A 19,499-nucleotide genomic window follows, 5' to 3' on the forward strand; every position below is an offset into this window, starting at 1 on the left:
GTCTCATCCGCTGACGTAATGTTGTCTCAATGACGACCGCGGATGAGACCGCCGCCAGTGCTGATCCGGCACTGAGCGGCGCACACACTACCGAAACCGAAGCCGAACACTCGGCTAAGTGGCGTGCCTTCTGGGTGTGTGTTGTGGTCGCCGCAATCACGATCCTTGACCTCTCGAAGGTCAACGTGGCCCTTCCGTCGATCGAGGATGCTCTCGGCGCAACATCCACTCAACTGCAGCTCATCGTCTCGGGCTATGTGCTGACATTTGGCCTTGTCCTCGTGCCGGCGGGCCGCCTCGGCGATCAGCGTTCGCGCAAGAAGCTTTTTCTCGTGGGGCTGACGCTCTTCACTCTCGCCAGTGTCGCGTGTGCGCTCGCCCCGAATGCGACCCTGTTGTTGGTGTTCCGGTTGTTGCAGGGTGTCGCGGCTGGCATCCAGATGCCTCAGGTCATTGGCCTTATTCAGCAGCTGTTCCGTGGGCCTGAGCGCGGCCGCGCTTTTGGCCTGTTTGGCGCGATGATCGGTGTTGCCACCGCCTTCGGCCCCACCCTTGGCGGGCTCATGATCGCGATTGGCGGCGCTGACGACGGCTGGCGTTACATCTTCTGGATGAATGTGCCTCTCGGCATCATCGCCCTCATTCTGGCGTGGCGCATTCTCCCCGCTACCTCCAAAGCTGGCTACGAGCGTCTCAGCCTCGACCCGGTCGGTATCGCGATCTTCGGTGTCACGGTGCTTGCGTTGATGTGGCCGTTCCTCTTTACGACGGGTGCTCCGACGGATGACCCGAACCGATGGTGGTTGCTGGTGCTTTTTGTGCTTTCTGCCGCCGCTTTCGTGGCCTGGGAGCGTCGTTACGCAGCAGGGGGACGGGCGCCTCTCGTTCCGCTTCAGCTGTTCCGCATCAGCTCGTTCCGCAACGGAACGTTGCTCGCGACCGTGTACTTCGCGGCGATGCCAGCGATGTTCCTCATGACGACGCTCTACCTGCAGTTGGGGCTTGGCCTCGAACCCGTCTTCGCGGGGATGGTGACGATTGGTTTTGCGCTCACGAGCGCGGTGTCGTCGTGGCGCGGTGGCATCCTCGTCGAACGTTATGGCCGGTCGCTCGTGGTCGTAGGGCTTGCGATCTTGCTCGTCGGGCTCGGGCTTCTCATGGCTGCCGCGATACTGACTCCGCCCGAGCTGACTCCGTACGTCATGGCGGCAGCTTTGATCGTCGGAGGCGCCGGCGGTGGGCTCGTTGTTTCGCCAAACCAGACCCTCACGCTGCACGACATTTCGCCCGTCGAGGGCGGTCTTGCCGGATCCGTGGGTCAACTTGGCCAACGCATTGGCACGGCAATCGGCACCGCCGTAGCGCTCTCGTTGTTCTACTCCACTCTCTATAACGAGCGCAACAACGGCGAGAGCACGGTCGAGCTGTACCACCACGCTTACGGCACCGGGATGCTCGCCACGACCCTGTTCTTCTCGATCGCGATGCTTATCGGTGTTGTCGATCTTGGCGCACGCAAGCGTCGCGCGCGAGCGCTGAAGGTTTAGAGCTGAGGGTCGCCGATGCGCTCGAGGGCGTCGACGATCATGCCCCAGAACTTGGGAACGTCGATATTGCGTGCGACCTGAGTCGTGCAGTCGTCGGGAGCCGGAGCGCGGAAGTCGGTGACGGTCATGCCGAGGGTGAGCGTTCCCGTGAGCTCGACGTTCAGGGGCACCTTTGCGGTGTCCATGATGGTCGGGTCGATCACAAAGGCGACGGCACAGGGGTCGTGCACGGGAGGGTGCTCGAAGCCTTGAGCTTCGCGGTAGGTGGTGCCGAAGAATTCAAGAAGCTCGCCGACGAATGCTGCGGGGGCGGTGCCCACGGCGGCGATCGCAGCGGCGACGTCGTCGGTTGCAAGGGCGTCGTGAGTGACGTCAATGCCCACCATGGTGAGCGGCCAGGATTCGTTGACGACGATGTGCGCTGCTTCGGGGTCGATCACAATGTTGAACTCGGCGGTAGCGCTCCAGTTGCCGACGTTGACGCCGCCACCCATCATGACGACCTGCTTCACGCGTTGAGCGATGCGTGGCTCTTTGCGCACGGCGAGGGCGAGGTTGGTGAGGGCTCCGGTCGGTACGAGAGTGACGGTGCCTGGCTCGTTCTGCATCACGGTGTCGATAATGAAATCGACGGCGTGACGAGCATCCAACTCAATAAGGGGTTCGGGGAGCACGGGGCCGTCGAGACCGGATTCGCCGTGAATGGATTCGGCTACTTCGACTTCGCGCACAAGCGGGCGGTGGGCTCCGCGGGCGAAGGGCACGTCGGTGATGCCGGCGACGCGGGCAACGGCCAGCGCGTTGCGAGTGACTTTCTCAATGGTCTGATTGCCCATCACAGTCGTGACTCCGAGGAGTTCGATGTGGGGGCTACCGTGAGCGAGCAGGATCGCAATCGCGTCGTCGTGCCCGGGATCGCAGTCGAGGATAATTTTTTCAGCCATAGCGAAAAGCATATATGAAAACACCATTCATATATGTAGAGTGAAGATATGACAAATGATCTTATTGCGGGTGCGACCGCCCGGTTGCTCTGGGTGAGATCTCGCATGCCGTTGCTCGCCGAAGTGCGAGAGCGATTCGAGCAGACGAAACCCTTCGCTGGGCACCGCATCGGCATGGCGATGCACCTCGAGCCGAAAACCGCAGTGTTGCTTGAGACCCTGAAGGCCGGGGGAGCGGAGATCGTAGCGACCGGCAATCTCGGGTCGACGCAGGATGATGTTGTTGCATATTTGCGCTCGCAGGGAATGACGATTTTTGGTGCCCGCGATGACTCTGAGTGCGAATACGAGGCGCATATCCGGAACGTGGTGGAGTCGAAACCAGACATCATCCTCGACAACGGCGCCGGCCTGGTTGCTCGTCTCGTTGAGCTCGGGGACACCGAGCGCATCGTCGGCGGCACCGAAGAAACCACCTCAGGAAGTTACCGGCTGCGCGAGGAGCTCGCTCGGCACATCCGTTTTCCCATCATCGTTATCGACGACAACCCACTGACTGTGATCAACGAAAACAAGCATGCGGCAGGACAGTCAGTTGTTGAGAGCTTTATGCGCGTCACGAACGTCATGGTCTCTGGGCGCCGTTTCGTGGTGGCCGGCTACGGCTGGTGCGGTCGCGGCGTGGCGCATTATCTTCGTGCTCTGGGTGGCAAAGTCGCTGTCGTAGAGGTTGATGAGATCAAGGCCCTTGAGGCAGCACTCGATGGCTATCGGGTGGCAAATGTGTTCGACCTCGCCGGCTGGGGCGAGGTCTTCATCACGGCAACCGGCCATCCGCAGGTTCTGACTACCGACTTCTTCGAGGTTGTCGCAGACGGAGCGATGCTCGTGAACTGCGGTCACTTCGACTGGGAAATCGACGTTCTGGCTCTGCGTGATGTGGCGACGAGTACGACAGTGATCGACGGTGCAATCGAGCGAGTTGACCTCCCGGGAAACCGCCACGTCACCTTGCTCGCGGACGGCCGCATGATCAATCTCGCGGGGCGCGAGGCTCGGGGCAACTCGATCGAATCGATGGATCTCGGGTTTCTGCTTCAAGCGCTTTCCCTCGAACGCATCGCGACAGCGGCTGGCACGCTCGAACCGGGTGCTCAACCTGTCCCCGACAGCATCAACCGTGAAGCGGCCCGCCGGATGCTCGCCACGATGAAAGCGGACCGCTAATGGCGACTGCCCCCGAGTACACCGCGCCAGCCCTCGACAAAGGGCTCGACATTCTCGAACTGCTTGCCGAAACATCGGGAGCCCTCAGCCAATCGGAAATTGCGGAAGCAACCGGGCGAAGTATTGGCCAGATTTTTCGAGTTCTTTCCACTCTCGAGCGCCGGGGCTACGTGTTCCGCGACAAGCAATCGGGGCTCTACACGCTGGCTATGAAGCTGTTTGAGCTCGCGCACCGGCATCCGCCACTTCGGGGATTGGTCAGCGTGGCGCAACCCATCATGCAGGTTCTCGCGGAGCAGGTGCGGCAATCGTGCAACCTCGCCGTGCTCGATGGCAGTGAAGTGCGCGTCGTCGCCCAGGTGGAGTCTCCCGCCGACTTCGGTTTTCGAGTGCGCGTCGGGGCAACATTCGATTTGACGACGACAGCGACGGGTTCGGTGCTTTCGGCAACATCACCATTGACGGCTGACACGGTCGTGCGGGCCGATACCTTGCACCCCGGAATCACCGATGTAGTGGCGCCGATTCTCGGGGCGACTGGTGCTGTGGTGGCCGCGCTGACGGTGCCATACGTGGCACCAACGTTCAGCGAAGTGGATGTGGACCGTGTTCAAGAATTAGCCTCCGCCGCCGCAAAAGAAATTTCGATTCTGCTTAGCGGGGGAGCTTTCACAGGATCGTAACGCTGTTCAGCGGAGGCACAGCGCGCTTTCAGCGTGATGCACGGTAGATTTAGAGGCATGAACGCCGCTGTTGAAAACTTTTTGATGCCCGGAGGTGGCGCGAGCATTACTGCGCTTCCCAAGGTTTCCCTCCACGATCACCTCGATGGAGGGTTGCGGCCTCAGACCATCGTTGAACTTGCCGACGAGGTCGGCTATGCGCTCCCCGAGAATGACTCGGAGGCGCTGAAATCATGGTTTGCGACTCAGGCCGATTCCGGCTCGCTCGTGAACTACCTCGCGACTTTCGACGCCACCATCGCCGTCATGCAGACCACCGAGGGTCTCCAGCGGGTCGCCCGCGAGTTCGTGGAAGACCTTGCCGATGACGGTGTCATTTATGGCGAAATCCGTTGGGCGCCGGAACAGCACCTGCAGAAGGGGCTCGACCTCGATCAGGTTGTCACCGCCGTGCAAGAAGGCTTGGAACAGGGTGTGGATGCGGTGCGCTCGAGCGGCCGCAGCATCCGTGTGGGGCAGTTGTTGTCTGCCATGCGCCAAGCCGATCGGGGCACCGACATCGCCGAGTTGGCAATCCGTCACCGCGACCGCGGTGTTATCGGTTTCGACATCGCGGGTCCGGAAGCAGGATTCCCGCCAAGTCGCCTCCGTGGTGCGTTCGACTTGCTCGCGCACAACTACATTCCTGCCACCGTTCACGCGGGGGAGGCGGATGGCCTCGACAGCATCCGCAGTGCCCTTTTTGACGGTCGCGCGCTTCGTCTCGGACACGGTGTTCGCCTGGCTGAAGACATCACGATCGCCAACGAAGACGACGAGAACACTTATGTGACGCTCGGTGATTTGGCGCAGTGGGTCAAGGATCGCGAGATTGCGCTCGAACTGAGCCCGTCATCCAATCTTCAGACCGGTGCCATCGAGCAGTGGGGCGACGAAATCATCGACCACCCCTTCGACTTGCTCTACCAGCTCGGATTCCGGGTGACGGTCAACACCGACAACCGCCTCATGAGCGCCACGACCCTCAGTCGCGAACTCTCGTTGCTCACCGAAGCGTTCGGGTACGACCTCACGGACCTTGAGGTCTTCCAACTCAATGCTGCTGCCGCAGCGTTCCTGCCCCTTGAAGAACGCGAAGAGCTTTCCGAGGCCATCAGCGTCGGTTTCGAAAGAGCGTAGTTATGTCCCTTCCTCCGCTGCCCGAATCAGCGATAGAAATTGATGCCTTCGCGGCTGACTGGCGTGCCGCCGTGCGGCTGTCAGGTGAAGCCCTTGTGCGTTCCGGCGCGGCCAAGTCGGGTTATGCCGACGAGATGATCCGCATGATCGAGGATCACGGTCCCTACGTGGTGATCGCGCCCGGTCTTGCATTGGCTCATGCACGCCCCGGTCCGCAAGTGATCGCGAACGGACTCTCCGTTGTCACGCTCAAAGAACCTGTGCGGTTCGGTCACGCCCACAACGATCCGGTTCGGGTGGTGCTTGGCCTCGCTATTTCTGAGGCAGGCGCACACTTGGCAGCGGTCGCGGCTGTCGCTAACATCTTCAATGACTCCTCGGCGATAAACGAGCTTGCGGCCGCAACGAGCGCCGCCGAGGTGCAACGCATCATGGGAGTGAATCCGTCGTGAAAATCGTGACCATCTGTGGTGCGGGAATCGGCAGTTCCGGTGTGCTCAAGGTCAACGCAGAACGAGCGTTGCGCGCGCTTGATCTCGAAGCCACAGTCGTTGCCGCTGAAGTGAGCACCGTTCGCACGGTTGCCGCGGATGCTCAGATTATTCTCACGACGCAAGAGTTCGTTGAGGCGATCGGCAAGACGAACGCCGATGTCATCGTGATTGTGAACCTCTTTGACACGTCGGAGCTTGCCCAAAAACTAGAGGACGCCCTCGGCTGAGCCGAGGACGCCCTCTTCACGTTTCTCTGCGCACTGCTGTTCGGCAGTAGCGCCAGCGGTATTAGCTGAGAATCTCGCGCATGCCCGCTTCAAGCTGGCTCGCGACCGCTTCGGCCGCAGCCTGACGCTCAGCGCCCTCGCCTGACGTGCTCGAGGCATCCACATAGAACTTGAGTTTGGGTTCCGTGCCGCTGGGGCGCACGATCACCCGTGCTCCGCCCTCGAACTGCATGCGAACAATGTTGCTAGGCGCGAAGCCGTCGACACCATTCTCGAAGTCATCGAACGAGGCAACCGTGAGGCCGCCGACGGTGGCGGGAGCGTTGGCACGCAAGCGCGTCATCGTCTCGCCGATCTCTGAAATCTTGGTGAAGCGCAGCGAGACCTGGCGGGAGGCAAACGCACCGAAGCGGGCCGCAAACTCGTCGAGACGATCGAGCACCGTCTTGCCTTCGGCCTTGAGCTCGGCGGCCATCGAGAGAAAGTCGACCGACGCCGAAATGCCGTCCTTGTCGCGCACCTTGTCGGGATCAACGAGGTAACCAAGGGCCTCTTCGTAACCGAACACGAGGCCGTCGATGCGGGAGATCCATTTGAAGCCCGTGAGGGTATCGGCGTAGTCCAAGTTGTAACCCGCGGCGATTGTTCGCAGCGCTGGAGACGAGACGATGGATGCCGCCAGAACACCAGTGCCGTTGGCGCGTTCTGCCGCGCGCCAGCCCAGCAAAATTCCCACTTCGTTTCCGCTCAGCCGACGCCATTCGCCGTCGCGACCGGGCACAGCCACGGCGAGGCGGTCGGCGTCGGGATCGTGGGCAATGGCGAGATCGGCGCTGACTTCGCGTGCTTTCGCGAAGCTGAGATCCATGGCGCCTGGCTCTTCCGGGTTAGGGAAGGCGACGGTGGGGAACGCGGCGTCGGGGTGAGCTTGTTCTTCGACAAGCGCGGGGGCGGCGAATCCGGCCTTCTCATACACGGCCTTGCTGGTTTCCCAACCCACACCGTGCATGGCGGTATAGGTGTAGACGACGTCCTTGACGGGGCCGGCGAGGGCTGCCGTGCGGGCAATGTATTCGTCAACAACACCCTCGTCAGTGGTGACGAAATCGGTGGAGCGTGGCAGCTCGGCAATCGAGCCCTTGGCGACGATCGCAATGGCGTGTGCAATGTCGGCGTCGGCGGGCGGCACGATCTGTGAGCCGTGGTTGTCGCCGCCGAGGTACACCTTGTAGCCGTTGTCGTTGGCCGGGTTGTGGCTGGCCGTAACCATGACGCCAGCACTCACGTTGAGATGGCGCACCGCGAAGGCGAGCACGGGCGTGGGCAGCAGTCGCGGCAACAGGATGGCGCGCACACCGGCCCCGGCCATGATGGTTGCGGTGTCGCGAGCAAAAACTTCAGAATTGATGCGACCGTCGTAGCCGATCACGATGCTCGGGCTGAGCTCATGGGTGAGCAGATAGGCGGCAAGTCCCGCAGCCGCCTGAGTGACCAACACCCGGTTCATGCGGTTCGGGCCGGCACCGAGCTCGCCGCGCAACCCTGCCGTGCCAAACGCGAGCCGCGAATCGAAGCGGTCATGAAGGCCAGCGATGGCGGCCTCGTCGCCCTGGGCGGCATCCGTAATCAGAGCCTCGAGCTCGGTGTGGGTGACGGCGTCGGGGTCTTGCTCGAGCCACGCGTTCGCGGCGGCGATGAGGTCGGCGGTGCTGAGAATTTCGGTGCTCATAGTGCGGTCACAATCTGGGCGAGAAGACTGCTGATCTGTACTTCAGCATCCTTGCCCGCCTGAATCACTTCTTCGTGGCTGAGGGGAGTGGACTGGATGCCAGCAGCAAGGTTGGTGATGAGGGACATTCCCAAGATTTCCATGCCTGCCTGGCGCGCGGCAATCGCTTCGAGCGCCGTGGACATTCCCACGATGTCACCGCCGATTGTTTTAGCCATCTGCACTTCGGCCGGGGTCTCGTAGTGCGGGCCGCGGAACTGGGTGTACACACCCTCGTCGAGGCTCGGGTCGATCGATTTCGCGATCTCGCGTAGGCGCTTGCTGTAGAGATCGGTGAGGTCGATGAACGTCGCGCCCTCAAGGGGGGAGTCGGCAGTGAGGTTGAGGTGGTCGCTGATGAGAACCGGGGTGCCCGGCTTCCAGGTCTCTTTGATGCCACCGGCACCGTTGGTGAGGATCATGGTTGTTGCGCCAGTGGCGGCAGCCGTGCGCACGGAGTGAACAACGCGGCGTACGCCGTGGTTCTCGTAGTAGTGGGTGCGAGCGCCGATCACGAGGGCGCGCTTGCCGCTTGGCAACAGAATGGAGCGCAGCGTTCCGACGTGGCCTTCGAGGGCCGGCTTCGAGAAACCGGGGATGTCCGAGGCCGGAATCGTGGCGGTGGTTTCACCAATCAGGTCGGCAGCTTTGCCCCACCCGCTTCCGAGTGTGAGGGCAATGTCGTGCTTCTCGACTCCGGTCGCGGCTGCGATTGCTGCAGCGGCGTCTTTCGCGACCGCGAACGGGTCTGCGGTGGGGTCGTCGAGGGGGTTTGTGGTGGGCGACTGTGACATGGCATCCACTCTAAACGGTGGTGACTGCGACTCACCGGTGCATTCAGCGCGAATGTGAGCACGCCGGTGCGCACGACGCGGGTGATTAGGTCCGAGCCGCGCGCCAACCCCCACGTGGGAGGGTGTGGTTTGTCGCTGAGGCAGAACCGCGAGAGAATTGCTGCATGGCCTATGAGTTCGAGCGCACCCAACGAATTGCAGTACTCGGCGGTGGCCCCGGTGGCTACGAAGCAGCCCTGGCGGGCGCGCAACTCGGCGCGGAGGTGACCCTCGTTGAACGCGAAGGTGTTGGCGGCTCTGCCGTGCTCACCGATGTGGTGCCGTCGAAGACGCTCATCGCTACTGCTGAAGCAACCAACGCGATTCGGGATGCCGCAGAGCTGGGCGTGCAGTTCTACTCGCGCTCCGATTCCGGTCGTGCCGTTCGCCCCGAAATCACCGTGAACCTTGCCGCCGTCAACGCGCGCCTCATGCGCCTCGCCCAGCAGCAGTCAGACGACATGAAGTCGCAGCTCATCAAGGCTGGCGTGCGCATCATCCACGGTGAAGGCCGTCTCGATGGCCCCCAGCGTCTGGTCGTCTCGACCGGCAAGGGCAAAGCCGGAACCGACTTCGATGAAGTGGATGCCGACACCGTCATAGTCTCGGTCGGCGCCCGCCCGCGCGTGCTCGATTCCGCAATGCCCGATGGCAAGCGCATCCTCACGTGGACGCAGCTTTACACCCTCACCGAAACCCCCAAACACCTCATCGTGGTCGGTTCTGGTGTCACCGGTGCCGAGTTTGCTTCGGCCTACACCGCGCTCGGCGCCAAAGTCACCCTGATCTCCTCGCGCGACCGCGTGCTGCCCGGGGAAGACGAAGATGCCGCCCGCGTAATTGAAGACGTGTTCAAGCGCAACGGTATGACCGTGCTCTCCAAGTCGCGGGCCGAATCGGTCACCACCACCAAAGATGGCGTGATTGCGACGCTCAGCGATGGACGAACGGTAGAAGGCAGTCACTGCCTCATGGCCGTTGGCTCGCTGCCAAATACTGAAGGTCTTGGACTCGAAGAGGCTGGCGTGCAACTGACCGAGTCTGGCCACATCCGGGTCAACCGGGTTGCCCGCACCTCAATGCCGTCGATCTATGCGGCGGGTGACTGTTCAGACTTCTTCCCGCTCGCCTCGGTGGCCTCGATGCAGGGCCGCACCGCCGTGTTCCACGCGATGGGCGACGGCGTAACGCCGATCGAACTGCGCAACGTGGCATCCAACATCTTCACTCAGCCTGAGATCGCTACCGTCGGCTGGTCGCAAAAGCAGATCGAAGACGGGCTCGTACAGGGCACGATCTACAAATTGCCGCTCGCCTCAAACCCGCGCGCCAAAATGATGGGCATCAAAGACGGCTTCGTAAAGCTCTTTGCTCGTACCGGCTCGGGCACGGTGATCGGTGGCGTGATCGTTGCCCCCAACGCTTCCGAGCTCATCGTCTCGATCGCGCTCGCGGTAGAGCACCGTCTCACCGTCGACCAAATGGCTCGCGCGTTCTCCGTGTACCCGTCACTGACGGGCAGCATTACGGATGCCGCCCGCGCCATGCACGTCGTCGAACAGTAACCGGTCGCCAGCCAGCACACCGGCCGGCCCCAGAGCGGTCGGTGGAGCCTAAGCGCGCGCCCTCTCGGGAGTGCTCTGCTCGCTTTGGAACGCGATTTCCTTATCGGATGCTGCGTCATCCTTGAGCTCGAGAACGTGTTCGACGAGTTTCGTCGCGGTTTGTTCATCGATCACTAGGTCGGTAATAACGCCGGCTCGGAGCGCCGCCAGCAGGGGCACAACCTTGTTGTCGCCCGCGACACCGCAGATGCGGCGGGGGATGGAACGCAGTTCTGCCGGGGTCGGGCCCGTTGCACGTGCGTTCATTGAGAGGTCTTCATAGGTGCCGTCTTCGCGCAAGAAAATGGTGCAGACATCGCCCACGATGCCTTCGCTGTCGAGGGTGGCGATGTCTCCGGCTTCGAGGTAGCCGGCGGAGTAGACGTGGCTGGGCACCTCTCCCGCAATGGCGCCGATCGAGAACAGTGCAATATCGGCTCGGCGCTGGTATTCGAGCACGCGCACAATTGACCGCTCCGACCACATCGCATTGCGGGTTTCCGCGTAATCGAAGAACGCGGGCACTGGGAAAAGGTGCACTTGGGCATCAAAGGCGTCACCGAAGTTGGCGATCAGGTTGCCCGCATATTCCACTCCCGAGGTGCGCACATTGGCAGCTCCGTTGAGCTGCACTACGGCACTGCCACGGGTTGGTTTCTTGCCTAAATACTTGGAGATCGCGGCCAAAGTGGTACCCCAAGCAACCCCCATAATCATGTCGGAGTCGAACCAGCTGGTCACCATTCTGGCGGTGGCACGGGCCACTTGATCGAGCCGTTCTGCCTCATCCGCCAGGTCAGCAACCGGGACAACGTGGGTCTCGACGCCGAAGCAACCCTCGATCTTTTTGGCGAGACCGGGACCGCGCGTGGGGGTGGGGCGCAGAGTGATCTCAACGAGACCACTTTCGCGAGCATCGCGAAGCAGCCGAGACACGCTCGAGCGCGACATATGTAGGTGGTTTGCGATGGTGTCCATCTTGATGTCTTGCAAGTAATACATCGATGATGCCGACAGCATTGCCTCTTCGCGTTCCATGCCTTCCATCCTTGCACGTTCGTGCAGATGTGCTGCTCAGTTTGTCATTGGGTATAGCTACCGTAATACGCTGCTCAACGTGACTCATCTCAGAGGATTCACAGCCGCCCTCGGCGGTACCACCACCACACGTTAGAAGAGCATTGTTCATGGCTGATCAGTCCCTCACTCGAGAAACCCGCGACAGCGCTATCCAGCGCCTCGTTGACAGTGCACAGCCGGGTCGTGAGCTTGACGTGCTCGTTATTGGTGGAGGAATCACCGGTGCGGGGATCGCACTGGATGCCGCAACTCGGGGTCTCGACACCGTTGTTGTCGAAGCCCAAGACTGGGCCGCGGGTTCCTCCAGCCGCGCCAGCAAGCTCATTCACGGTGGACTGCGTTACCTGCAGATGCTCGACTTCAAGCTTGTTCATGAAGCTCTCACCGAGCGCGACCTGCTGCTGAACAATGTGGCACCGCACCTCGTGCGTCCGCTGCCCTTCCTCTACCCCCTGCGCCACCACGTGTGGGAGCGTGCCTTCGTCGGCGCCGGTATTGCCCTCTACGACTTCCTCGCCTCGGTTACCGTCAAGAACTCCCGCGGCAAGCGCAGCGTGCCGTGGCACCGCCACCTGTCACGCAAACAACTCGCGGTGCGATTCCCCGGCCTCGCCCACGACGCTGCCGTTGGCGCGATCGAATACTGGGATGCCAACGTCGATGATGCTCGCTATGTCGTGAGCGTCATCCGCACCGCTTCGGCCCACGGTGCGGCAGCAGCCAGCCGCACCCAGGTCATTGAAATCACTCACAACGAGGATGGCGCCGTTAACGGTGCCGTCATGGTCGACCTCGAAACCGGAAAGACCTTCCCCGTTCGTGCCAAGGCCGTTATCAACTCCACCGGCGTCTGGACGGGCGAGACTCAAGAGCTTGCCCACGAAAGCGGCGGACTCAAGGTCCTGGCCTCCAAGGGCATCCACATTGTTGTTCCGCGCGAGCGCATCAAGGGTGAAGCCGGCCTGATCTTGCAGACGTCCAAGAGCGTGCTCTTCGTTATCCCGTGGTCGCGTTACTGGGTCATCGGCACCACTGATACCCCGTGGAAAGAGAACCTGCTCAACCCCGCGGCTACCGCCGACGACATCGACTACGTCATTGCCGAAGCGAACGCGGTTCTCGCCAAACCCATCGACCGCACCGACGTGATCGGCACTTGGGCGGGTCTTCGCCCCCTGCTGCAGCCCGGCACGATGGAAGGCACCAACTCGGCCAAGGTGTCGCGCGAGCACACCGTGGCATCGCCCATCCCCGGCCTCACCGTGATCGCCGGTGGAAAGTTCACCACCTACCGCGTCATGGCCAAGGATGCCGTCGACTTTGCCATCGGCAAAGAGGCTGCCAAAGCTAATCCGTCGACCACCGCCCGCGTTGCGCTTCTCGGTGCTGACGGTCTCGCGGAGGCCCGCGCTAGTGCCGCCGAGCTCAGCACCAAGTACGGCTGGAGCGATCAGATGATCGATCACCTGCTGCACCGCTATGGCGCAAACGTTAGTGAAATCGCTGCGATGGCGGATGCCGACCCGACGATGGGCAAGCCGCTCACGCACGCGTCCGCGTACCTGCGTGCCGAGATTGCCTACGCCATCACGCACGAAGGCGCCCTGCACCTCGAAGACCTCATGACGCGACGCACTCGGATGAACTACGAGTACCTCAACGAGGGAATGGCCGCCGTTCCTGAGGTCGCCGAAATCGCAGCGAGCTTGCTCGGTTGGGACGAGCAGACCACCGCTCACGAAGTCGCCGTTTACCACCAGATGGCGGATGCCGTGGCTGCTGCTGCGCTCACCCGCGATGACGAAGCCGCATCCACCGTGCGCGAAGCAGCACCGCAGATCGTGCCGCTCGTTACCCCGCCCGTAGCACTCGAATCGAAGTAACCGAACTACTGAAACCGGGCACGAAACTGCCCTAGAGAAGTACAGACGATCAATGGAGATACGCCAAAAATGACACAGTACATTTTGTCAATTGACCAGGGGACGACGAGCTCGCGCTCGATCATCTTTGATCATGACGCGCGTATCATCTCGAACGGGCAGCTCGAACACGAACAGATTTTTCCGCGAGCAGGCTGGGTCGAACATGACCCGATGGAAATCTGGGACAACGTTCGCGAGACAGTAGGCCTTTCGCTGTCACGCGCCAACCTCACCTACCAGGACATCGCCGCGGTGGGCATCACCAACCAGCGTGAAACCACTGTCGTCTGGAATAAGCTCACGGGCAAGCCGGTCACGAACGCGATCGTCTGGCAAGACACCCGCACCCAGCACATCGTGAACGAACTCGCGGGCACCGAGGGGCTCGAAAAGTACAAAGCCATCACTGGTCTCCCGCTCGCACCGTACTTCGCTGGGCCCAAGGTCACCTGGATTCTGCGCTACATCGATGGAGCTCAAGAAGCGGCCGATCGCGGCGAACTACTCTTCGGAACCATCGACACCTGGCTGCTCTGGAACCTCACCGGTGGCGTCGATGGGGGAGTGCACGCGACCGACGTGACCAACGCCTCCCGCACCATGCTGATGGATCTCGACACCCTCCAGTGGCGCGAAGACATCGCGGCCGACATGGGCATCCCGATGTCGATGCTGCCCGAAATTCGTTCATCGAGCGAGATCTTCGGCCACTGCCGCGATCACGGTTCGCTTCCCGGAGTGCCCATTGCGGGCATCCTCGGCGACCAGCAGGCGGCCACGTTTGGTCAGGCGTGCTTCAACGAAGGAATGGCTAAGAACACTTACGGCACCGGCAACTTCTTGCTGCTCAACACGGGCACCAAACGCGTGCACAGCAACAATGGCCTCATCACGACCGTCTGCTACAAAATCGGTGATGCTGCTCCGGTCTATGCCCTCGAAGGGTCGATCGCTGTCACCGGATCGCTCGTGCAGTGGCTGCGCGACAACCTCGGCATGTTCGCCGACGCCCCTGATATCGAACGACTAGCGCTTGAGGTCGAAGACAACGGTGGCGCCTACTTCGTTCCCGCCTTCTCCGGACTCTTCGCCCCCTACTGGCGACCGGATGCTCGGGGAGCCCTTCTCGGACTCACGCGCTACGTCACCAAGAACCACATCGCTCGCGCCGCGCTCGAAGCCACCGCGTACCAAACGCGCGAGGTCATGGATGCCATGAACGCGGATGCCGGAGTCGACCTCGCGGAGCTCCGCGTCGACGGCGGCATGGTGGCCAACGAACTTCTCATGCAGTTTCAGGCTGACCAGTTGGGCGTGGATGTCATCCGCCCCCGCATCACCGAAACGACCGCCCTCGGCGCCGCCTTTGCAGCCGGGATCGCGATCGGTTTCTGGGAGAGCGAGCACGATGTGCTGTCGACCTGGAACGAAGACAAGAGGTGGAAGCCGCAGATGGCTCGCCTCGAGAGAGATCAGCTTTACCGCAACTGGAAAAAAGCGGTAACCAAGACCATGGGCTGGGTTGATGAGGACGTGGAGACCTAATCCGCCTGCCAAACCCATGAAGGACGTGCTGTCAGTCACGTTCGTAATCACACAGCAATCGATACCCACGAAGGGGTAGGGAATCAATGAAAACCTCGTTAGTTAAGAGGAACAGCTTCTGGCTCGTTCTCTCGTTAGTAATGATGTTGGTCGCATCTATTGGTGCGTCCATCGTGCAAACCGGTGCAGGGTCCATCAGCGTCAAGGACATGAACTGGGAGACCTCGTCGGGTCAGACCATGAGCGCTCTGCTCTTCAAGCCTGATTCCGCGACCGTCGACAACAAGGTTCCGGCCATCGTGGTGAGCCACGGTTGGTGGAACAACCGCGAAATGCAGGATGCCAACTATGTTGAGCTCGCCCGCCGCGGTTATGTTGTCGTGTCGATCGACATGTACGGTCACGGCAACTCGTCGCCGTTGACGACCGATGTCACTCTCGGCGGAACCGGAATGTACGACGCTGTGAAGCTCGTCGCCGACTTCCCGTACGTCGACACCGACAAGATTGGTGTGAGCGGTCACTCGAACGGTGCTCGTGCAGCCAACTTCTCGATGTTCATCGACAACGCCGCTGACGAACAGCTGATCTCGGCCGTTCTGCTCGTCGACAACGACGCTGTGTACACGGATGCCGAAGCAGACAACGCGTACTTCAACCTCTACGGCGCCCGCGATGTCGGAATCGTCGCTGACCAGTACGACGAGTTCTTCTTCCGCAGCTACAGCGCTGAGGGTGAAGTTCTCACTCCGCCGCGCGACTACATCGGAACCCCGAACGCACAGTCGTTCCTCCACTTCGGTGCAGCTCCTGACACGATTTCGGACACCCGTGAAAACGGCGAGTTCTACACCGACTCCGTTGATGGCCAGGATGCTCTGCGTATCGTTTACACGCCGGCTCAGACTCACCCGTGGGGAACCATCTCCAAGAGCACGGTCGCACACCAGCTCGACTTCTTCGAAGAAGCGTTCGGCGCACCGAACCCCATCGATTCAGGCACGCAGGTGTGGCAGGTTAAGGAAACCTTCACCCTCATCGGTCTGATCGGGTTCGGAATCTTCCTCCTCGCGTTCACGCGGGCTATGCTCACGACCCGCGCCTTTGCTGGTCTGCGCACTCCTGCTGCCGTCGTGGTTCCTGCTACTCGTAAGGGACTCGCATGGTTCTGGGGCGGAATGGGCGTTTCGGCAATCATCTCCGGTTGGAGCTGGTTGATTCTTGCTAACACCCCGTGGGTGGGCGCGATTGCGTTCAACGCTGTGCAGTTCTTCATGCCGCAGGGCGCCGTATTCTTCGTCGCCTTCTGGGCCGCCATCAACGCGATCGCAGCGATCATCATCATGACGATCTCGTACCTCGTGTTCGGACGCAAGAACGGTCTCGACCTTCGCGCCTCCGGTGTGCTGCCGGGCTGGAAGAAGTTCTTCCACGGCATCGGCCTCGGTGTTGTGGTTGTTGTTGCCGCGTACCTCATCGTGTTCGTGCTTGATTACTTCTTCAAGACCGACTTCCGCTGGTGGGTAGTTGCCGTCAAGGCCTTCACGCCAGACAAGGTGGGCATTGCGCTCATGTACCTGCCGCTCTTCGGCCTCTACTTCGTCGCAAACTCGGTTGCGGTCAACGCCTTCAACCGTTTCTCCATCCGCGGCAAGGAGTGGATCAACACGGCACTGCTCGCGTTCTTCAACGCTCTGGCACCCATCGTTCTCGTCATCGCCCAGTACACGCACTTCTTCACCACTGGATACACGATCGACGGCTTCGGCGGAATCTTCAGCATCTGGCTGTTCCCGGTCATCCTGATCTTGGCCGTAACCGCAGTCATCTCGCGCAAGATCTACCGTGAGACGAACAACCCGTACATCGCCGGCTTCATCAACGCGGCAATCGTTACCCTCATCTCGGTATCGAACACGCTCACCGCAGCGTAAGTACACCCTCTCCGATCATCTGATCGGCTCCAGCAGCGCCCCGGTCTCCATCTCGACCGGGGCGCTGTTGTGCGGAGCCCGCGTGCCCATGGGACAAGTACGGGCGGTGCGGCATCCGCTATTTCGGCGGGCGATGCTCTGTCGCCCGCCGAAAGCCAGGCCGCCTACGCGACGACGGTGATGTCCACGTTTCGACTGTCGTCCGTGGTCACGGGGTGAACGGCCCCGGTGATCGTGACTGTTCCGAGCGGCGCCGCTTCGGTCTCGCAGTCGCTGCCGAGCCACAGCCTCACGTCACCCGGTTCGACGATGCGCGTCATACTGCGATCGCTGAACGCGATGCGGGTGGTCGGGATGCTCATCGAGAGAGTTCGCGACTCTCCCGGCTGAAGTGTCACTCGAGTAAAGGCGACCAACTGACGCATTGGTCGGGTAACAGAACCCACGACATCGTTGGCGTACACCTGAATGACGTCGTCGCCTTCGCGGGTGCCCGTGTTGGTCACCGTGAAGTGGATGTCGAACCTGCCGTCGGCAGCGATCGTCTCGGAGGCGACGCCCGCCTCCGAATAGCTAAAGCTCGTATAGCTGAGCCCGAAGCCGAAAGGGAACGCGGGGGCGGTCGTGAGGTTCGAGACTTCGCTCGGTTCACCGAGTCGCGGGTGAAGGTAGGAGTACGGTTGCGACCCCGCCGAGCGCGGCACCGAGACAGCGAGCCGGCCCGAGGGGTTGATGCGACCGCCAATCGCACCGCTGATCGCCGCGGCACCTTCTTCACCAGGGAAGAACGCTTGAACGATGGCCGCGCCGCGAGCTGCCGCCCAGTCAATGGCATAGGGGCGACCGGAAATGACCACGAGTACAACCGGGGTTCCGGCGTCGAGCACGGCTTCAACGAGCTGACGTTGCACGCCGGGAAGCTCGAGCGAGTCGCGGTCGCAGCCTTCGCCCACGGTGCCACGGCCGAAGAGGCCAGCATGATCACCGACGGCAATAACTGCGACGCCGGCGGATTGTGCGAGCTCAACAGCCTCGGCAATTTGTGAGGTGTCGTCGTCATCCACGGCACAGCCCGGCGCGAAACCGAGCACCGAACTGAAATCGTGGTGGAGGCTCTCGAACAGCGTCTCAGCGTCGAAACCCATTTCGACCTCCGGGTGACGCTCAAGAACATGATTCACAAAGGAGTAGCAGCCAAACAGCGCCGCGGTGCGGTGCGCGTTGGGGCCCAGGACGGCGATGCGAGCATCCGGAGCCAACGGCAGTATGCCGCCGTCGCTCAGCAGCGTGACCGACTTCTCGGCAATGGCTGCGGCGATCGCGCGGTGATGCGGCGGGTCGAGGTCGATCTCGTCGTCAGCGGCATCCACCGAGAATGCGGCGGATTCGGGCTCCAGTAGGCCGAGTTGCTGCTTCTGCACGAGCACTCGGCGCAGTGCCCGATCGACGAGCGCACTATCGACGTCGCCGTTGCGAACCTTCTCGGCGAGCGGTGCCAGGTAGGCCTTGCCCGTCGGCAACTCGATATCGACTCCCGCAGCCAAAGCTTGCGCGGCCGCGTCGCCGAGGTCCCTCGCAACCTGATGCAGTGATTCGAGAAACGCGACGCCAAAGTAGTCGGCGACCACGGTGCCCTCAAAGCCCCAACGGTCGCGCAGAAGGTCGGTCAAAAGAGTGGGGTCGGATGCGACGGGCACGCCGTCAATTTCGGCGTACGAGTGCATGACCGAGCCCACGCCCGCATCCAGCACCGCCATCTCAAAAGGAACAAGCAGCACGTCGGCGACTTCGCGGGGCCCGGCATAGACGGGAGCAAGGTTGCGCCCTGCCCGTGAGTTCGAGTACCCGACAAAGTGCTTGAGGGTGGCGATGACACCCGTGGATTGCAGCCCACGGACGTAGGCGGAACCGAGTTCTCCGACCACGAAAGGGTCTTCGGCAATGCACTCTTCAACGCGGCCCCAGCGCACATCGCGGATCACATCGAGTACGGGAGCGAGCCCCTGGTGCACCCCGAGCTTCGCCATGCTTTCGCCAATGGCGTGCCCCATCTCCTCGATGAGCGCTGGGTCGAATGTTGCGCCCCAGGCGAGCGGCGTAGGGAACGTTGTGGCTTGCCACGCAGCGAGCCCGGTGAGGCACTCTTCGTGCGCAATCGCGGGGATGCCGAGCCGAGTGTTGTCCCGCAGCCAGCGTTGGGTGCGGCCGAGTGCCGACCGGCCAGCACTCGGACTGACAGGAACCGTGCCGAACACACGGGTGAGGTGGCCGAGGCCGTTCTTCGCGAATTCGTTGAAGTCATCGGCGCCATCGTCTTGCGCGCTCTGCATCGGGGCAACACTTTGGCCATCGACGCCGGCCCCGACCCAGATGCCGACGAGTTGGGCGAGCTTTTCTTCGAGAGTCATCTGCGCGATGAGGTTCTCGACCTGATCATTCGTTTCGGGAACGTCAGACAGTGCAGTGCTGGAGAGAGTCATTATTTCTTTCTGGAGTGGAAGCGAAGGGG

15 protein-coding genes are annotated in these 19,499 nt (G+C 61.7%); 10 read left to right on the forward strand and 5 right to left on the reverse strand.

What is annotated here, in order from left to right; genetic code table 11:
• The first annotated feature begins 29 nt into the window (after positions 1–29).
• A complete protein-coding gene (locus I6E52_RS11260; protein ID WP_197157486.1) occupies positions 30–1,547 on the forward strand; it encodes an MFS transporter in 1,518 nt (505 codons plus the stop codon).
• On the opposite strand, the gene I6E52_RS11265 is transcribed toward I6E52_RS11260, so the two are convergent.
• A complete protein-coding gene (locus I6E52_RS11265) occupies positions 1,544–2,491 on the reverse strand; it encodes a nucleoside hydrolase (protein WP_197157489.1) in 948 nt (315 codons plus the stop codon). The genes I6E52_RS11260 and I6E52_RS11265 overlap by 4 nt on opposite strands.
• A 48-nt stretch (positions 2,492–2,539) precedes the next feature.
• Between I6E52_RS11265 and I6E52_RS11270 the strand changes: the two genes are divergently transcribed.
• Genes I6E52_RS11270 through I6E52_RS11290 form a run of 5 tightly spaced genes read left to right on the forward strand, consistent with a single transcriptional unit; the run spans position 2,540 to position 6,301 of the window.
• Positions 2,540–3,718, forward strand: a complete 1,179-nt coding sequence (locus I6E52_RS11270; RefSeq protein ID WP_197157491.1) for an adenosylhomocysteinase — start codon at positions 2,540–2,542, stop codon at positions 3,716–3,718.
• Positions 3,718–4,401 carry an IclR family transcriptional regulator gene (locus I6E52_RS11275; protein WP_197157493.1) on the forward strand — a complete coding sequence of 228 codons (684 nt, stop codon included), beginning with the start codon at positions 3,718–3,720 and terminating at the stop codon, positions 4,399–4,401. The genes I6E52_RS11270 and I6E52_RS11275 overlap by 1 nt, the downstream gene beginning before the upstream one ends.
• A 57-nt stretch (positions 4,402–4,458) precedes the next feature.
• The gene (locus I6E52_RS11280; protein WP_197157495.1) at positions 4,459–5,580 is read left to right on the forward strand and encodes an adenosine deaminase; all 1,122 of its coding nucleotides are present in this window, start codon (positions 4,459–4,461) and stop codon (positions 5,578–5,580) included.
• A 2-nt stretch (positions 5,581–5,582) separates the two neighbouring features.
• Positions 5,583–6,032: a PTS sugar transporter subunit IIA gene (locus I6E52_RS11285; RefSeq protein ID WP_197125891.1), complete on the forward strand. Its 450-nt coding sequence runs from the start codon at positions 5,583–5,585 to the stop codon at positions 6,030–6,032.
• Positions 6,029–6,301, forward strand: coding sequence for a PTS sugar transporter subunit IIB (locus tag I6E52_RS11290; protein WP_197107762.1), 273 nt, complete (start codon positions 6,029–6,031; stop codon positions 6,299–6,301). Before I6E52_RS11285 ends, I6E52_RS11290 begins: the two co-directional genes overlap by 4 nt.
• 61 nt (positions 6,302–6,362) lie before the next feature.
• Here the strand turns inward: I6E52_RS11290 and I6E52_RS11295 are convergent, their stop codons facing one another.
• Complete coding sequence (locus I6E52_RS11295) at positions 6,363–8,030, reverse strand: phospho-sugar mutase (RefSeq protein WP_197157497.1); 1,668 nt, start codon at positions 8,028–8,030, stop codon at positions 6,363–6,365.
• On the reverse strand, positions 8,027–8,863 hold the full coding sequence (locus I6E52_RS11300) for a purine-nucleoside phosphorylase (protein WP_197125887.1): 837 nt from the start codon (positions 8,861–8,863) through the stop codon (positions 8,027–8,029). The genes I6E52_RS11295 and I6E52_RS11300 overlap by 4 nt, the downstream gene beginning before the upstream one ends.
• 164 nt (positions 8,864–9,027) lie before the next feature.
• Here I6E52_RS11300 and I6E52_RS11305 point away from each other — a divergent pair, with 164 nt between their 5' ends.
• Complete coding sequence (locus I6E52_RS11305; RefSeq protein ID WP_197157499.1) at positions 9,028–10,467, forward strand: NAD(P)H-quinone dehydrogenase; 1,440 nt, start codon at positions 9,028–9,030, stop codon at positions 10,465–10,467.
• Between the two features lie 48 nt (positions 10,468–10,515).
• Here I6E52_RS11305 and I6E52_RS11310 read toward each other — a convergent pair whose 3' ends face one another.
• Positions 10,516–11,544, reverse strand: coding sequence for a sugar-binding transcriptional regulator (locus tag I6E52_RS11310; protein ID WP_197157502.1), 1,029 nt, complete (start codon positions 11,542–11,544; stop codon positions 10,516–10,518).
• Positions 11,545–11,693: 149 nt separating this feature from the next.
• Here I6E52_RS11310 and I6E52_RS11315 point away from each other — a divergent pair, with 149 nt between their 5' ends.
• The 3 genes from I6E52_RS11315 to I6E52_RS11325 all read left to right on the forward strand — a co-directional run bounded on the left by I6E52_RS11315 (position 11,694) and on the right by I6E52_RS11325 (position 16,990).
• Entirely contained in the window at positions 11,694–13,469 is a 1,776-nt protein-coding gene (locus I6E52_RS11315; RefSeq protein WP_197157505.1) for a glycerol-3-phosphate dehydrogenase/oxidase, read from the forward strand.
• A gap of 69 nt (positions 13,470–13,538) precedes the next feature.
• Positions 13,539–15,056, forward strand: coding sequence for a glycerol kinase GlpK (gene glpK, locus I6E52_RS11320; RefSeq protein WP_197157507.1), 1,518 nt, complete (start codon positions 13,539–13,541; stop codon positions 15,054–15,056).
• A 140-nt stretch (positions 15,057–15,196) separates the two neighbouring features.
• The gene (locus I6E52_RS11325; RefSeq protein WP_231602077.1) at positions 15,197–16,990 is read left to right on the forward strand and encodes a S9 family peptidase; all 1,794 of its coding nucleotides are present in this window, start codon (positions 15,197–15,199) and stop codon (positions 16,988–16,990) included.
• A gap of 164 nt (positions 16,991–17,154) precedes the next feature.
• Here the strand turns inward: I6E52_RS11325 and I6E52_RS11330 are convergent, their stop codons facing one another.
• On the reverse strand, positions 17,155–19,470 hold the full coding sequence (locus tag I6E52_RS11330) for a glycoside hydrolase family 3 N-terminal domain-containing protein (protein ID WP_197157511.1): 2,316 nt from the start codon (positions 19,468–19,470) through the stop codon (positions 17,155–17,157).
• Positions 19,471–19,499: the final 29 nt, after the last annotated feature.

Origin of the sequence: Salinibacterium sp. NG253, assembly GCF_015864945.1 — a bacterium.
GTDB lineage: Bacteria > Actinomycetota > Actinomycetes > Actinomycetales > Microbacteriaceae > Rhodoglobus.

Excerpts from the sequence above, each read along its gene's own strand:
- I6E52_RS11260 (WP_197157486.1), top strand. The coding sequence starts at position 30 with ATGACGACCGCGGATGAGACCGCCGCCAGTGCTGATCCGGCACTGAGC.
- I6E52_RS11325 (WP_231602077.1), top strand. The coding sequence starts at position 15,197 with ATGATGTTGGTCGCATCTATTGGTGCGTCCATCGTGCAAACCGGTGCA.
- I6E52_RS11265 (WP_197157489.1), bottom strand. The coding sequence starts at position 2,491 with ATGGCTGAAAAAATTATCCTCGACTGCGATCCCGGGCACGACGACGCG.
- I6E52_RS11305 (WP_197157499.1), top strand. The coding sequence starts at position 9,028 with ATGGCCTATGAGTTCGAGCGCACCCAACGAATTGCAGTACTCGGCGGT.
- I6E52_RS11310 (WP_197157502.1), bottom strand. The coding sequence starts at position 11,544 with ATGGAACGCGAAGAGGCAATGCTGTCGGCATCATCGATGTATTACTTG.
- I6E52_RS11285 (WP_197125891.1), top strand. The coding sequence starts at position 5,583 with ATGTCCCTTCCTCCGCTGCCCGAATCAGCGATAGAAATTGATGCCTTC.
- glpK (WP_197157507.1), top strand. The coding sequence starts at position 13,539 with ATGACACAGTACATTTTGTCAATTGACCAGGGGACGACGAGCTCGCGC.
- I6E52_RS11295 (WP_197157497.1), bottom strand. The coding sequence starts at position 8,030 with ATGAGCACCGAAATTCTCAGCACCGCCGACCTCATCGCCGCCGCGAAC.
- I6E52_RS11330 (WP_197157511.1), bottom strand. The coding sequence starts at position 19,470 with ATGACTCTCTCCAGCACTGCACTGTCTGACGTTCCCGAAACGAATGAT.
- I6E52_RS11280 (WP_197157495.1), top strand. The coding sequence starts at position 4,459 with ATGAACGCCGCTGTTGAAAACTTTTTGATGCCCGGAGGTGGCGCGAGC.
- I6E52_RS11275 (WP_197157493.1), top strand. The coding sequence starts at position 3,718 with ATGGCGACTGCCCCCGAGTACACCGCGCCAGCCCTCGACAAAGGGCTC.
- I6E52_RS11270 (WP_197157491.1), top strand. The coding sequence starts at position 2,540 with ATGACAAATGATCTTATTGCGGGTGCGACCGCCCGGTTGCTCTGGGTG.
- I6E52_RS11300 (WP_197125887.1), bottom strand. The coding sequence starts at position 8,863 with ATGTCACAGTCGCCCACCACAAACCCCCTCGACGACCCCACCGCAGAC.
- I6E52_RS11315 (WP_197157505.1), top strand. The coding sequence starts at position 11,694 with ATGGCTGATCAGTCCCTCACTCGAGAAACCCGCGACAGCGCTATCCAG.